This window comes from Nonomuraea sp. NPDC050786, from assembly GCF_040654115.1.
In the GTDB taxonomy this organism is placed as follows: Bacteria; Actinomycetota; Actinomycetes; order Streptosporangiales; family Streptosporangiaceae; genus Nonomuraea.
This window is the reverse complement of record NZ_JBFAHJ010000018.1, coordinates 19,103-33,337: the sequence shown is the minus strand read 5'-3', so window position 1 is coordinate 33,337 and position 14,235 is coordinate 19,103. Positions and strand designations below refer to the sequence as shown.

Below are 14,235 nucleotides of genomic sequence, written 5' to 3'. Positions count from 1 at the left end.
TCCGTTTTCACACAGGGGAGGGGGGATTGCGGTGGGTTTCCAGTGGGCTGGTCCGGGCGAGCGCGACGGTGCCGGCCGCGGTGAGGGCCGCGGCCAGGATCGGCGCGATCCCGGTCGGCAGGGGCTCGCCGAGCAGGAGCGCGCCGAACGCGACCGCCGTCAGGGGATCGGCGATCTGGAGTGAGGCGAACGAGACGCCGAAGTGCCCGGCGGCGTAGGCCCGCTGGAGCATCATGAGCGCCAGCAGCGCGGGAACCGGCAGCGCGAGCAGGTACCACCAGTTCCAGGCGCCGTCCACCAGCACGCGCATGAGGGTGGCGGTGGCGCCGTAGAGCACGCCGGAGCTGGTGGCCAGGAGGGCGGCCCGGCCCGCGGGCGAGACCGCCTTCGAGCCGGCCCACAGCAGGACCGCGGCGACGCCGGCCACGCCGAGCAGCGTGAGCACGCCGTTCGGGCTGAGGGAGGTCGGACCGTCGGACGCGGGGACGAGCAGGACGAGCCCGATCAGCCCGGCCGCCACCACGCCCGCGGCCGTCAGCTCCCTGCGCGAGGGCCTGCGGCCGTGCAGCGCGGCGGCGATGGGCAGGGCGAACAGCAGGCTGGCCACGCCCATCGGCTGGACGATGGTCAGCGGGCCGAGGCCGAGGGCGACGATGTGCAGGCCGCCACCCGCCAGAATGGAGACGCCGCCGAGCAGCCAGCGCGGCCTGCGCAGCAGCGTCAGCAGCCCCGGTTTGGCCGACTCGACTGCCTCGAACTGCTGAAGCGCGGCTCCGAGCGCGAAGAACAGCGAACCGACCAGGGCGATCGCCGCGGCCAGCACAGTCATGCGCACTCCTTTCAGACGGATGGTTGCCAGGCAGGGTCAAACGGACGTGTCCGCAGGAAGACGTTCCGGAGAAGGCTGGATGGCGCGTCGCTTCCTGAGCCATCTCACGACCTCGACGGCCGCGGTGATGGACACCGCGATGCCCAGCCCGAGGAGGAGCCCCTTGATCGGGTCGTTCTCGAACGCCATCCCGCCGAAGAAGCCGATCAGCCCGGAGTACACCGCCCACGAGCTCGCCGCGATCGCGTCGAAGAACGTGAACGAGCGCAGCGGATGCCGTACGGCGCCCATGGTCAGCGTGGTCGCGGTGCGCCCGCCGGGGATGTACCTGGCCACGACCAGGACGAGACCGCCCCGCTCGGCCAGCGCGTCGCGTGCCCAGACGAACGCCTTCTTCTCCCGCAGCCTGCCCGCCGACCTGTTGCCGATCAGGTAGGAGATGTGGTCACCCGCGAACGCGCCCAGTGCCGCGACCAGGATGACCAGACCCAGGTTCGTCTCGCCCGACGCGGCGAAGACCGCGGCGGTGATCACCGAGGTCTCGGCCGGCACGATGGGGAAGAACCCGTCGAGCAGCGCGAGGGCGAACAGCGCGGCGTATAACCAGGGCGATGACATCACCTGCTGGACCAGGTCGAGGATGGCGTGCGACATGAGCGTGTACTCCGATCTTTAGGGCACCCACACAGCGTGTCGGCGTGGGCGGGCCGGGGACATCGGGGATGCCCCGGGTCGAACGCGGACCCATCCCTTAAGCGGGTCAGGGCCGGTTCCCCATGAAGGTAGAAACTCCGCAGGTCACGGCACATCGGACGATCGACACGCGCCACCCCCTACTTTCGTCAGGGGCGCGGTTCCGACCTCCGGCTGACACCATCGATCAAACCGCTTCCCGCAGGCGGAGACAGGAGTGGAGGTAGGCGCTTTCGAGGTGGTGCTAGCTCTACCGCGACAGGGGGACGAGCCCCCACCCTGACTTTCGTCAGGGTCGCCGGGCGACTTTCGGGCAGGACCTCGCGCCCCGTGCGGCGGATAACGTCGGTGCCGTGAGACGTTTTCGCCGGGAGAGCCGCCGCCAGGTGCTCTACGACCTGCTGCTCTGTGCCGTGCTCGGCATCTTCGTCGCGGCCATGGGTCCTGACCCGGTCAGGGATCCGGCCGCGTTCGGCATGGTGACCGTGCCCAGGATCGGGCTGGCCGCGGTGGCGGTGCTGGTCGGCCGCCGCTGGCCGCTGGCCGCGCTGGTGCTGCTGCTGCCGCTGGGGCCGTGGCGGTTCAGCGAGGGGTTCGCGACCGTGGACCTGAGCTGGCTGCTGCCCCGGCGCGGCGTGAAGATCCTTCCGTTGCTGGCCACCTCGCCGTTCATCATGTGGTACGCCTACCTCACCGGGCGGCGCCTGGCCGCGCTCTGGCCGGCGCTGGTGGCCTTCTGCCTGATCTCGGTCGTCGGCGTGGGCGTGGTGCTGGCCCAGGGCGCCGATCTCGCCCTGTGGGTGTCCATGGTGACGGGGCTGCTCGGCACGTACGTGCTGCCGTACCTGCTGGGGCTGCTCAGGAGGCGGCTGCTGCAGCAGCGCACGCAGGCCAGGCTGTCGGCCGAGGCGCAGGCGAGGCTGCGCGAGCGGGCCAGGATCGCGCGGGACATGCACGACTCGCTCGGCCACGACCTGGCCCTGATCGCGGTCAGGGCCGCGGGGCTGGAGCTGGCGGCCGGGCTGGACCAGGCGCACGTCAGGGCGGCGGGGGAGCTGCGGCTGGCGGCGGCGGACGCCACGGAGCGGCTGCGCCAGATCATCGGGCTCCTCCGGGAGGACTCCGACGCGGCGCCGCTGTCACCCGTGGACGAGGACGTGGCCGAGCTGGTGCGGCGGGCCAGGGACTCGGGCATGCCGATCACCCTGGACGTGGCGCCCGGGCCGGTGCCCTGCCTGGCGCACGCGGTGGTGCAGGAGGGGCTCACGAACGCGGCCAAGCACGCGCCGGGGGCCGCCGTCACGGTGCGGGTCGCGCCCGGCCAGGTCACGGTGCGCAACAGCCGGCCTCGGGGCCGGTCGACCGCGCTGCCGGGCGGGCTGGGGCTGGCGGGACTGCGCGAGCGCGTACGGCTCGCCGGTGGCACGCTGACCGCCGGACCGGTCGGTGACGGCTTCGAGCTGGATGTGACCATCCCTCGCACGGGCGAGGAGGATCCCCACGGCTCGGGAGGGAACCGGCCGCCCGGCGCGCGACGCTCGGGGGCATGACTGAACAGAGAGCGGGCATCGGGCGCGTCACCGCCGCGATCGTCGCGGTCGCCGCGATGCTGCCGTACCTCACGCTGAAGGTGCTCTGGCTGACCGGCAGCTCGATCGGCACCACCGATCCCGGCTTCCTGAACGACCCGGCGATGGTCGGGCTCAACGCGATGACGTTCGGCATGGAAGCCGTCGGGCTGCTGCTGGCGCTGGCGTTCGCCACGCGCTGGGGGCTGCGGCTGCCCCCGTGGCTCGTGCTGCTCCCGCTGTGGGTGGGCACCGGCCTGCTCTCGACGGTGATCGTCACGGTGCCGATCATGGTGCTGGCCGGTGGGCTGTCGGTGTTCGAGACCGGCGGGCCCGTCGAGCCGTGGATCTACATGATGGTCTACGGCGGGTTCATCGTGCAGGGCGCCGGGCTCATGGCGGCCTTCGCGCTCTACTCGCGCGACCGGTGGCCGCACGTCTTCACCACCCGGCTCGACCAGCCCTTCGCCGCCGCCACCAGGTCGTTCCAGACGGTGGTGGCCTGGGGTGCGCTGCTGGTGGCCGCGCCGATCGGCGTGGCCAAGCTCTTCGGCGGCCTTCAGGACGCCGTGGAGGGCGGGTTCGCCGTGGCGGGGGCCGTCGCGCTCGTGCTGATGGTCGGGCGCCGGGGGCGCGGCCCGTTCTGGTTGCCGCTGGTCGTGGCCTGGCTCGGGTCCGGCTCCCTGTTCAGCGGCGGCTGCTACGTGATGATCATCAGCTCCGTGGGGGCGCCGCTCGGCTCGCAGGGAGGCCTGGCGGAGCTGTTCGGCATGCTGACCGGGCTGGTCATGGGGGTGTGCGGGGCGTTCCTGCTCATCGAGCGGTCAGGTGTGCGCGATGTGCAGCCGGTGCAGGACGCGCTTGAAGGCGAAGATCGAGAACGCGATCGCCAGGCCGCTGATCACGGCCACCGCTGAGGTCCTCAGCACCATGAACGCGCCGAGCGAGCCCGCCAGGTACTCGTGGACCGCGAGGAGGATGCTCAACGTCGAGTTCGTCAGCAGCACGAAGGCCCACAGCAGCGTGATCCTGGCGAAGAACCTGCGCACCCGCTCGTGCTTGAGCACCGCCGACGGCAGGTGGATGTAGTCGAGCGTGAGCTTCTGCACGAGCGGCCTGTTGAGCCGGACCGAGGCGAGGAAGGCCATGCTGATGCAGATCGTGCCCATCTCCGGCTGGATGAAGAACCACATCCACGTGCCCGTCCAGAACGCCACGAGGGCGCGGACCGTGATCGCGACCGCGGCCAGGAACATGGTCGCGGGCACCCTGACGCGCCTGATCAGCCGCCAGGCCACTCCCAGGTAGACCCAGGCGACGGTGGCGACGAGCGCCCACTTGAATCCGAGGACCATCATGGCCAGGTAGAACACCGCCAGCGGCGCCACGACGCCTTCGAGCAGCTTCGGAGCCGCCTGCCGGGCGAGTGCGGTGAGGCGTGGGAGGGTGACTGGGGGATGGTTCAAGGCTGCTCCGCAGATAGGCCGACGATCAGCGTCTACCCGGGCTTCGGGGGACAAGGCTTTCCAGATGGAGCGCTCGCCGTAACCAGAACGGCATCACCCGTGTCCCCGGGAAGCACGCCGGTGGCCTACCGTACCCGAGGCCAGGTGGTGCGACTGCCTCTTTTGACTCGTTCCATCTGGTTCCCACGAAAACAGCAGACCCTTTCGGCCGGCTTTCAGCTGAGTGACGTGGTGGCGAGCTTCGCGCCGAATCCGAGGAACAGGGCGCCGACGCCCGAGGTCAGGCCGGCGCTGAGCTTTCTGTGGCGGCGGAACTGGGTGGCCAGGAAGGTGCCGCCGAAGATCAGCGCCGTGAGGTAGAGGAAGCTGAACACCTGGATGACCGCGCCCAGGATGAGGAACGACAGCGCGGGGGTGGCGTACGACGGGTCCACGAACTGGATGAAGAACGAGACGAAGAAGAGGATCGCCTTCGGGTTCAGCAGGCTGATCAGCAGGGCCTTGCGGAACGGGCGCGGCTGGCGCTCCGCCTTGACCTGCGGCTTCTCCTCGGCCGCCGTCCTCGATCGCCAGGCGCCCCTGATCATCTGGAAGCCGATCCACGCCAGGTAGCCGGCGCCCGCGTACTTGACGATCGTGAAGAGCAGCGGGTTGGAGCGGAGCAGTGAGGCGGCGCCGGCGGCGGCCAGGAACATCAGCACGGTGTCGCCGAGGAAGACGCCGGCCGCGGCCCGGTAGCCCCGGCGGACGCCGTGCTGGGCGGCGAAGCTGAGCACGTAGAGGGAGTTCGGGCCGGGGAGAAGAATGATCAGGAAGGCGCCGACGACGTAGGCCCAGAAGTTCGTGATACCGAAGAACATGCCGCTTGCTCCAGGGGGAAGGCTAGACCGCACATCACGATATCTCGCCCGTTCCGAATTTGAGCTTTACCTTCAATTCCTATATGTTTACCATGAAATGAAAGCGGGTCCACTGTCGCGCTGTGGCTGGCGGCGCTGCTGTCCGGTGGGTTCGCCGTTCGAGATGGGCACGGTCCGCGTGGCTAGGGGTGGCCGCGCGGACCGTGCCCTTTGACTGTCCCCGTCAAATTACGCCGGGACGTACACCATCCGCGCGACCGCCGCCGAGCGGCCGTAGTGCCGCGGTCGGAGGTGTCCGCGTGGGGTGGGCGGCAGGGCAGGATGTGACATGTGCGGATATCCATCCTTGGGCCGTTGGAGGTCGAAGGCGACGAGGGACCGGTCGCGGTCGGTGGGTTCAGGTTGCGGGCGCTGCTGGCCGTCCTGGCCCTGGAAGCCGGCCGTACCGTCACCGCGGAGCGGCTGATCGACGCCCTGTGGCCGGACGAGCCCCCCGCCAACGCGCCCAATGCCCTCCAGACGCTGGTCAGGCGGCTGCGGGCGGCGCTGCGCCCGTACGAGGTGGTGGAGAGCAGGCCGGGCGGCTACGCGCTGGCCGTGGCGCCGGACGACGTGGACGCGCTCCGGTTCAGGAGGACGGCCAGGAACGGGGAGGGCCTGGAGCTCTGGCGGGGGCCGGCGCTGGCGGACCTCACCTCGGTGCCGCTGCTGGCGAACGCGGCCGCCGCCCTGGAGCAGGAGCGCCTCGCCGCCGTCGAGGCCCGCGCCGAGGCGCGGCTGGCGGCCGGGGCGCCGGTCGAGCTGACCGCGGAGGTCGCCGCGCACCCGCTGCGCGAGCGGCTGGCCGCGCTGGCCATGCGGGCGCTGGCCGCCGAGGGGCGGCAGGCCGAGGCGCTGGAGCTGTTCGAGCGGACCCGCCGCACGCTCGCCGACGAGCTCGGCGTCGATCCTGGGCCCGAGCTGCGCGCCGCCCACCTGGCCGTCATCTCGGGAGAGGTACGCGCGCAGGCCCCACCGGTCCAGGCCCGGCAGCGGGGCAACGTGCGGGCCCCGAGGACCAGCTTCATCGGTCGCGAGGCCGAGCTGGACCAGCTCGCCGCCCTGCTCGGCCAGGCCAGGGTGGTCACGCTGGTCGGCCCCGGCGGCGCGGGCAAGACCAGGCTGGCCACCGAGGTGGCGCTGCGATCCGCCGAGGCGGCCTGGATGGTCGAGCTGGCCCCGGTCAGCGACCCGAAAGAGGTCATCGGCACCGTGCTCGACGCGCTGAAACTGCGGGATGGCCGTCCGCCGTACCGCATGCCCGCGGACGGGGGCGACCCGGTGGCGCAGGTGGCCGAGGCCGTCGCGGGCCGGGCCGCGCTGCTCGTGCTGGACAACTGCGAGCACCTCGTGGACACGGCCGCCGAGCTGGCCGAACGGCTGCTCACCGAATGCCCCGACCTGCGGGTGCTGGCCACGAGCAGGGAGCCGCTCAACCTGCCGGGCGAGCACCTGGCGCCCATCCCGCCGCTCACGCCGCCGCCCGTCGGCGCGGACCCCGCGCAGGCGGAGGCGTACCCGTCGGTCCGGCTACTGCTGGACCGGGCCACCGCCGCCCGGCCCGGGTTCGCGATCGACGACGGGAACGTGGCCGCCGTGGTGGCGCTCTGCCGCCGGCTGGACGGCATGCCGCTGGCCATCGAGCTGGCCGCGGCCCGCCTGCGCACCATGACGCCGCAGCAGCTCGCGGAGCGCATCGACGACCGGTTCAAGCTGCTCACCGGCGGCAGCAGGACCGCGCTGCCGCGCCAGCAGACGCTCAGAGCGGTGGTGGAGTGGAGCTGGGACCTGCTGAGCGCGGAGGAGCGGGTGCTGGCCAGGCGGCTCGGCGTGTTCGCGGGCGGCGCGACGCTGGAGGCGGTCGAGGCGGTCTGCGGCGGGACGGCGGACGTGCTGGGCGCGCTCGCCGACAAGTCGCTGGTCCAGGTCTCGCCCGAGGGCCGCTACTCCATGCTGGAGACCATCCGCGCCTACGCGCTCGAACGGCTGGCCGAGGCGGGGGAGGCCGGCGAGTACCGGCAGCGGCACGCGGCGTACCTGCTGGACCTGGCCGAACGGGCGGTGCCCGAGCTGCGCACGGCCGCGCAGACCGCCTGGCTCGAGCGGATGGCGCCCGAGCGTGACGACTTCGCCGCCGCGCTGCGCTGGGCGATCGACGAGCGGGACGTCGAGACGGCGCTGCGGCTGTGCGGGGCGCTCAACTGGTACTGGTGGATGTGCGGCTACCGGCGGGAGAGCACGGCCTGGGCCGTGCAGGTGCTCGACCTGGTGGGGGAGGAGCCGCCGGCGGGGCTGGCCGAAGCCTACACGTCCTGCACGTTCGCGCACGGCGTCTCCATGATCGGCACGATCGCCAACGACCGGCCCGCCATGCTGGCGCTGTCGCACCGGATGGACCTGCTGATCGAGCGGGCCGAGCTGGAGGGGCCGCTGCACCCGATGCTCAAGCTCAGCAGGGTCGTCATGGCCGCCGTCGCGGGCCGCGACGAGGTGGCCGCCGAACTGCTCGCCGGGTACGTCAAGAGCGACGATCCCTGGCTGTCCAGCTCCGCCCTCATGATCGGCGGCTCGGGTACTCGCACCGAGGAGAACCTGGAGCAGGCGGTGGCCGGGTTCAGGAGGCTCGGCGACCGGTGGGGGCTGACCGAGGCGCTTCTTGGCCTGGCCGAGCTGCGGGCCGCCAGGGGCGCCCCGACCGACGACATCATCGCCGAGGTCTGGGGGATGACCAGCCGCTGGGTCGGCGCCGACGAGGCGATCTCGACCCTGATCAGGCTGGCGGAGCTGCGCATGCGCGGCGGCGACCTGGACGGCGCGGGCGAGGACCTGGCGAGGGCCAGGGCCGGCGTGGACGAGGAGACCACGCCGCACTCGCTGCTGCTGCTCGGGATGGGCGAGGCCGCCCACGCCTGCCGGCGCGGGGAGCTGGAGCGCGGGCTGGAGATCTACCGCGGCCTGTTCGACGTGCTCGCGCAGGCTCCGCCCGTGGTGCAGCTCGTCGCCGCGCTCAGGACCGCGTACGGCCGGGCGCTGGCACGGACCGGCGAGCTGGACGCCGCGACCGAGCAGCACCGGCTGGCCCTGGGAGTTCTCGGCACCGGCAACCCCGACCGGCCGATGCTCTCGCTGGTGCTGGCCGGGTTCGCGCTGGCCGCGCAGGCGGCGGGGGACCAGGAGCGGGCGGCCGTGCTGTTCGGCGCGTCGTCGGCGATCGAACCGCGCGACACCTCGCTCGACACGTTGGAGGGCCTGGAGACGACCAGGGCCGCGCTCGGTGACGAGCACTTCGAGGAGTGCTTCGCCAAGGGCGCGGCCATGTCGCGGGAAGAGGTCTACGGGATGGTCGGCAGCACGACGTAGGACGGGCCGTGCAGCGTGGTGGTGCCCTTCTCCGTGTTCCGGCCGAATCTGGGGAAGTTCGAGCCCGCCACGTCGATCCTGATCCGATGGCCCGGCCGGAACGCGTTCGAGATCGCGCCGAACCGCACCGTCACCTCGCGCACCTCGCCGGGCACGAGGCCATCCACCCTCGCGATGCCGTCGGTCAGCAGCTCGGCCCGCCCGTCAGGGTGGACGTCGATCAGCTTGGCCGTGACGTCCGCGCTCGTGGCGGTGGAGGAGACGCGCGCGACCAGCTCGACCTCGCCGCTCACCTCCACGCGCGCGCCGAGCGGCTCGGTCCGGTGGCGCAGCACGTCGCCGCGCTCGTCGAGGGGCCGCTGGTCGAGCGGGCCGAACGCGGCGAACGTCATGACCGCCCCGCCGAGCGTCGGCACCGGGTCGCCGGGGTCGGCGACGAACTCGGCGGAGCCGCCCGCCACGGGCGCCGTGCTCAGCGTCCCGTCGAAGCCCAGGTGGTACGGCACGCGCCGGGCCCGAGCGATGGGCCAGTCGTCCTCCTCGCGCCAGGCGTCGTCACCCATCACGAAGATCTTCACGCGGGCCCGGTCGCGCGCCGGCGCCCCGCGCAGCCAGTGGTCGAACCAGTCGAGGTGCACTCCGGTCCAGTCGACGGCCTCCTGGCTCGCCTGGTCGCCGTAGTCGCGTCCGCAGATGTCCCGCTCGTGCGTGAAGTGCGTCCACGGGCCCACGATCAGCCGCGACCCGCCGCGCAGCCGCTCGTAGTGCCCGATGGAGCCGTCGCGGAAGTAGTCGTACCAGCCGGTGCTGACCAGCGCGGGCACCTCGATCCTGGAGTGGTCGACGATCCCGCCCCGCCAGAGCGGGTCGAGCGGGTCGGGGTGCTCCATCCACTGGGCGTAGAAGGGCACCAGGTCGGCCAGGAGCGGCTGGTCGCCGAGCGGCAGCCGTTCGGCCAGCTCCCGCAGGCGCTCGTCGATCCGGTCCGGCAGGCCGATGGCGGCCAGGTGCCTCTCCTTGTCCTCCTGGGTGGCCGTGCCCAGGCGGATCCGGCGGTCCAGCTCGTCCACGGCGAGCACCATCGCGCTGACGGTGAGCATGATGTTGAGGTTGGGGACGCCGCCCGGCTGGTAGACGCATTCGTACGAGCCGGCGGGGGCGACGTGCGGTGCGATGGCCCGCAGGCCCTCCGGCCGCTCCTGGGCCGCGAGCAGCTGGGTGATGCCCAGGTACGAATCCCCGTACATCCCGACATTTCCGTCAGACCACGGCGCGGTCGCCGCCCACCGGACCGCGTCGTAGCCGTCGGCCGCCTCGCCGCCGACGAACCGGAACTCGCCCTGCGAGGCCCCCGTGCCGCGCACGTCCTGAAGGACGACCGCGTACCCGGCGGCCACGAGGCGGGGCACGTCGAGGTGGAAGCCGGGGCCCTCGACGGCCCGGCCGTACGGGGTGCGCGAGAGCAGCACGGGGAAGCGCCCGTGCCCACTGTCGCCGGGTCCGCGACGATCAGCGGCGGGTCGCCACAGCGTGGACACGAGCTCGACGCCGTCGCGGGTGGTCATGGTCTCGGTGGTCTCGATCATCGGACTCTCCTGTTGTAAGCGCGCAGGGCAAGGGGGACGAAGAGGGCGAGCAGCGCGGCGGTCCAGCCGAGCGTGATCCACAGGTCCGACACGTGCAGGCCGCCGGTCAGGAACCCGCGCAGCGCGCCGGCCAGGTGCGAGACGGGGTTGACGGACATCCACCAGGTCAGCCAGCCGGGCATGTCGGTGGCGGGCACGAAGGCGCTGCTGCCGAACGTGAGGGGCAGCAGGACGGCCGTCGAGATGCCCTGCATCGACGTGACGGACTTGGCCACCAGCCCGATCCAGGCCGAGCCCCAGCTCAACGCCATGGCCAGCAGCAGGACCAGGCCGAGGCCCGCCAGCGCGGCGATCGGGTCCGTCGTGACGCGGAAGCCGACGGCGTACCCCACGATCATGGACATCGCGATCGTGATCAGCAGCGTGAGCAGGTCCGCCATGATGCGGCCCGCGAGCGGCGCCGACCTGGCGATCGGCATGGTCCTGAACCTGTCGAACACGCCGTTGCCGATGTCGGTGGCCAAATTCATACCGGTGGTGATCGTCGACATCAGCGCCACCTGGACGAGCACACCGGGCAGCATGTACGCCACCGCGCCCGCGCGGTCACCCCCGGCGGCGCCGCCGAACAGGTACACGAAGATGACGATCATGAAGACGGGCTGGAACAGCATGCCGAAGAGCTGGCCTGGACTGTTCTTCAGCGGGATCAGGCTGCGCCAGGCCAGCGTCAGCCCCTGGGAAAGCGCGGTGGTCATCGGGGGTCTCCAGTCAGGGTGAGGAAGACGTCGTCAAGTGAGGGCAGGCGCAGGGCGTGCTCGGCGAGCACGATCGCCGCGTCGTCGAGCGCCCGGAGCGCGGCCGGCGGCTCGGCCAGGTCGTGCACCGGGATGCTCACCACGCCGTCCACGGCCTTCGCGCCGAGGATCGCCTCGGCCTTCTCCAGGTCGGCGGCGTGCAGTGGCTTGACGTCGAGCCGGTGTCCGCCCGCCAGCGCCTTGAGCTCGTCGGGCGTCCCGGCGGCGGCGACCCGGCCCCGGTCGATGACCAGCAGGTCGTCGGCGAGCTGGTCGGCCTCCTCCAGGTACTGGGTGGTCAGCAGCACGGTCACGCCGTCGGCGGTCAGCTCCCTGACCACCTCCCACAGCTCGCCGCGGGCGTGGGGGTCGAGCCCCGTGGTCGGCTCGTCGAGGAACAGGATGCGCGGGCGGCTCACCAGGCTGACCGCCAGGTCTAGGCGGCGGCGCATGCCGCCCGAGTAGCCGCTCGCCGCGCGGCCGGCCGCCTCCTCCAGGCCGAAGCGGGCCAGCAGCTCCGCCGCCCTGGTCCGGGCCTCCGACCTCGACAGGCCGAGCAGGCGGCCCATCAGCAGCAGGTTCTGGGGGCCGGTCAGCTTCTCGTCGACCGAGGCGTACTGGCCGGTCAGGCCGATCAGCTCGCGTACCTTGCGGGCCTGGCGGGTCACGTCGTACCCGCCGACCAGGGCCCGCCCGGCGTCGGGGGCGGCCAGGGTGGCGAGGATGCGGACCGCCGTGGTCTTGCCCGCGCCGTTCGGGCCCAGGACGCCGAGCACGGCGCCCGTCCTGACCCGCAGGTCGATGCCATCCAGCGCGGTCTTGTCACCGTATCTCTTGACGAGCCCTTCGGCCTCGATCGCGTACTTCATGTCCCCAACGGTGTCCGGGCCCGCTGGCATCCACCTGGCAGCGACCTGTCAGGGGGATGGTGCATGTCCGTAACTTTGGGCCTTTCCCCGGCGCGGCCGGGTCTGCAGTCTCGGGTCAGGCGCCGGACACGACCCGATCCCGAGCGCCCGAGGAGGACAGGTGCGACACCGATTAGTCATCCTGCTGGCAGCCCTCAGCCTGATCAGCCTGACCGGCATGACCGGGGCGGGCGCCACCGCGGAGCCCCCGGCCAACAAGCAGTACCGCGTCCAGGGCCCCGCGAACGCGCACCAGCGCAGCGCCGTCGCGGCCACCGGCGCGGCCATCGAGGAGGTGGCCAAGGACTCGGTCCTGGTCACGGCGACGGAGGCCGAGATCTCCGCCATCAGGCGGCTCGGCTACCGGGTGGCGGAGGCGCCGCGCCCGACATCCCCGTCCGGCGTCGGGACGCTTGACTTCCCGCCGGCGGACTCCGGGTACCACAACTACGCGGAGATGAACGCGGACATCAACGCCCTGGTCGCGGCCCATCCCAACATCGTCAGCCAGACCACGTTCGGCACCTCGTACGAGGGCCGCGCGCTGCGCCTGGTCAAGATCAGCGACAACGTGGGCACGGACGAGAACGAGCCCGAGGTGCTCTTCACCGCCCACCAGCACGCCCGCGAGCACCTGACGGTCGAGATGGCGCTGTACATCATGCACCTGCTGGCCGACAACTACGGCACGGACTCCAGGATCACCAACCTGGTGAACACCAGGGAGATCTGGATCATGCCGGACCTCAACCCGGACGGCGGCGAGTACGACATCGCCACCGGCTCCTACCGCTCCTGGCGCAAGAACCGGCAGCCGAACTCCGGCTCGTCGGCCGTCGGCACCGACCTGAACCGCAACTGGGCCTACAACTGGGGCTGCTGCGGCGGCTCGTCGGGCACCACGTCCAGCGAGACGTACCGGGGCGCGAGCGCCGAGTCGGCGCCCGAGGTCAAGGCGGCGGCCAACTGGGTGCGCAGCCGGGTCGTCGGCGGCGTGCAGCAGATCAAGACCAACCTCGACTGGCACACCTACAGCGAACTGGTCCTGTGGCCCTACGGCTACACCTTCAGCGACACCGCTCCCGGCCTGACCCAGGACGACCGGGACGCGCACGCGACGCTCGGCCAGAACATGGCCGCCACCAACGGCTACACGCCCGAGCAGTCCAGCGACCTCTACATCACCGACGGGACCATCGACGACTGGATGTGGGGCGTCTACAAGATCTTCAGCTTCACGTTCGAGATGTACCCGACCGGCTCCAACCCGGGCTTCTACCCACCTGACGAGCAGATCGTGCCCCAGACCACCCGTAACAAGGAGGCCGTGCTCCGCTTCCTCGAGTACTCGGACTGCGTCTACCGGATCATCGGCAAGGAGGCCCAGTACTGCGGCACGGGCACCCCGCCGGTGACCGTCTACTCCGACACGTTCGAGACCGCCACCGGCTGGACGGTCAACCCGTCGGGCACCGACACCGCCACGATCGGCCAGTGGGAGCGCGGCGATCCCGAGGACACCACCTCGAGCGGCGCCAAGCAGCTCGGCAGCACGGTCAGCGGCACGAACGACCTGGTCACCGGCCGGCTCGCGGGCTCATCGGCGGGTGACAACGACGTCGACGGCGGCGTCACCTCGATCCAGTCGCCCCCGATCACACTCCCGTCCACGGGCGCCTTGAACCTGTCGCTGTCGTGGTACCTGGCGCACGGCTCGAACGCCTCCAGCGCCGACTACTTCCGGGTCCGCGTGGTCGGCAACACCACCACCACGGTCCTGAACCAGGCCGGCGCTGCCTCGAACCGCAACGGCGCCTGGGCCACGGCCACCGCGAGCCTGAACGCGTTCGCGGGCCAGACGGTCCGCATCCTCATCGACGCCGCCGACGCCTCGGGCGCCTCCCTGGTGGAGGCGGGCGTGGACGACATCAAGATCACCCAGCAACCGTAGACCGCACCGCCGCTCCGCCGTACAAGATCCTGTGTCTTGTACGGCGGAGTCATGTTTGGGTCTTGTAAGCATCCGGTGTCAAGGCTACGATCGCGCCAAATACTTAGGAAAGTTTCCTATAAGTTCATCACTCCCGAGCCGGCCTCTCCTTGCCGGCGCCGTACGGCTTGCGCTCTCA

At 71.6% G+C, this 14,235-nt stretch carries 11 protein-coding genes; 4 read left to right on the top strand and 7 right to left on the bottom strand.

What is annotated here, in order from left to right:
* Positions 1-7 precede the first annotated feature (7 nt).
* Both AB0H84_RS28980 and AB0H84_RS28975 read right to left on the bottom strand, forming a co-directional pair.
* Positions 8-829, bottom strand: coding sequence for a DMT family transporter (locus AB0H84_RS28980; protein WP_357610763.1), 822 nt, complete (start codon positions 827-829; stop codon positions 8-10).
* Positions 830-865: 36 nt separating this feature from the next.
* Positions 866-1,483 (bottom strand): DedA family protein, encoded by a 618-nt coding sequence (locus tag AB0H84_RS28975; RefSeq protein ID WP_357610760.1) that lies wholly within the window; start codon positions 1,481-1,483, stop codon positions 866-868.
* A 392-nt stretch (positions 1,484-1,875) separates the two neighbouring features.
* Between AB0H84_RS28975 and AB0H84_RS28970 the strand changes: the two genes are divergently transcribed.
* A complete protein-coding gene (locus AB0H84_RS28970) occupies positions 1,876-3,072 on the top strand; it encodes a histidine kinase (RefSeq protein ID WP_357610757.1) in 1,197 nt (398 codons plus the stop codon).
* Positions 3,069-4,007, top strand: coding sequence for a hypothetical protein (locus AB0H84_RS28965; RefSeq protein ID WP_357610754.1), 939 nt, complete (start codon positions 3,069-3,071; stop codon positions 4,005-4,007). Before AB0H84_RS28970 ends, AB0H84_RS28965 begins: the two co-directional genes overlap by 4 nt.
* On the opposite strand, the gene AB0H84_RS28960 is transcribed toward AB0H84_RS28965, so the two are convergent.
* Together AB0H84_RS28960 and leuE are read right to left on the bottom strand one after the other, a co-directional pair.
* Complete coding sequence (locus AB0H84_RS28960) at positions 3,915-4,556, bottom strand: VC0807 family protein (protein WP_357610751.1); 642 nt, start codon at positions 4,554-4,556, stop codon at positions 3,915-3,917. The two genes, AB0H84_RS28965 and AB0H84_RS28960, sit on opposite strands and share 93 nt — an antisense overlap.
* A 215-nt stretch (positions 4,557-4,771) precedes the next feature.
* Positions 4,772-5,416: a leucine efflux protein LeuE gene (gene leuE, locus AB0H84_RS28955; RefSeq protein WP_357610748.1), complete on the bottom strand. Its 645-nt coding sequence runs from the start codon at positions 5,414-5,416 to the stop codon at positions 4,772-4,774.
* Positions 5,417-5,770: 354 nt separating this feature from the next.
* On the opposite strand from leuE, the gene AB0H84_RS28950 reads away from it, so the two are divergent.
* Positions 5,771-8,815, top strand: a complete 3,045-nt coding sequence (locus tag AB0H84_RS28950) for a BTAD domain-containing putative transcriptional regulator (protein WP_357610745.1) — start codon at positions 5,771-5,773, stop codon at positions 8,813-8,815.
* Here AB0H84_RS28950 and AB0H84_RS28945 read toward each other — a convergent pair.
* From AB0H84_RS28945 to AB0H84_RS28935, 3 genes are read right to left on the bottom strand one after another with little or no spacing between them, the layout of a single operon-like run.
* Positions 8,788-10,401 (bottom strand): CocE/NonD family hydrolase, encoded by a 1,614-nt coding sequence (locus AB0H84_RS28945; protein WP_357610742.1) that lies wholly within the window; start codon positions 10,399-10,401, stop codon positions 8,788-8,790. The two genes, AB0H84_RS28950 and AB0H84_RS28945, sit on opposite strands and share 28 nt — an antisense overlap.
* Positions 10,398-11,159 (bottom strand): ABC transporter permease, encoded by a 762-nt coding sequence (locus tag AB0H84_RS28940; RefSeq protein ID WP_357610740.1) that lies wholly within the window; start codon positions 11,157-11,159, stop codon positions 10,398-10,400. The genes AB0H84_RS28945 and AB0H84_RS28940 overlap by 4 nt, the downstream gene beginning before the upstream one ends.
* Positions 11,156-12,067, bottom strand: a complete 912-nt coding sequence (locus tag AB0H84_RS28935; RefSeq protein WP_357610737.1) for an ATP-binding cassette domain-containing protein — start codon at positions 12,065-12,067, stop codon at positions 11,156-11,158. The genes AB0H84_RS28940 and AB0H84_RS28935 overlap by 4 nt, the downstream gene beginning before the upstream one ends.
* A 160-nt stretch (positions 12,068-12,227) precedes the next feature.
* Here AB0H84_RS28935 and AB0H84_RS28930 point away from each other — a divergent pair, with 160 nt between their 5' ends.
* Entirely contained in the window at positions 12,228-14,057 is a 1,830-nt protein-coding gene (locus tag AB0H84_RS28930; RefSeq protein ID WP_357610734.1) for a M14 family zinc carboxypeptidase, read from the top strand.
* Positions 14,058-14,235: the final 178 nt, after the last annotated feature.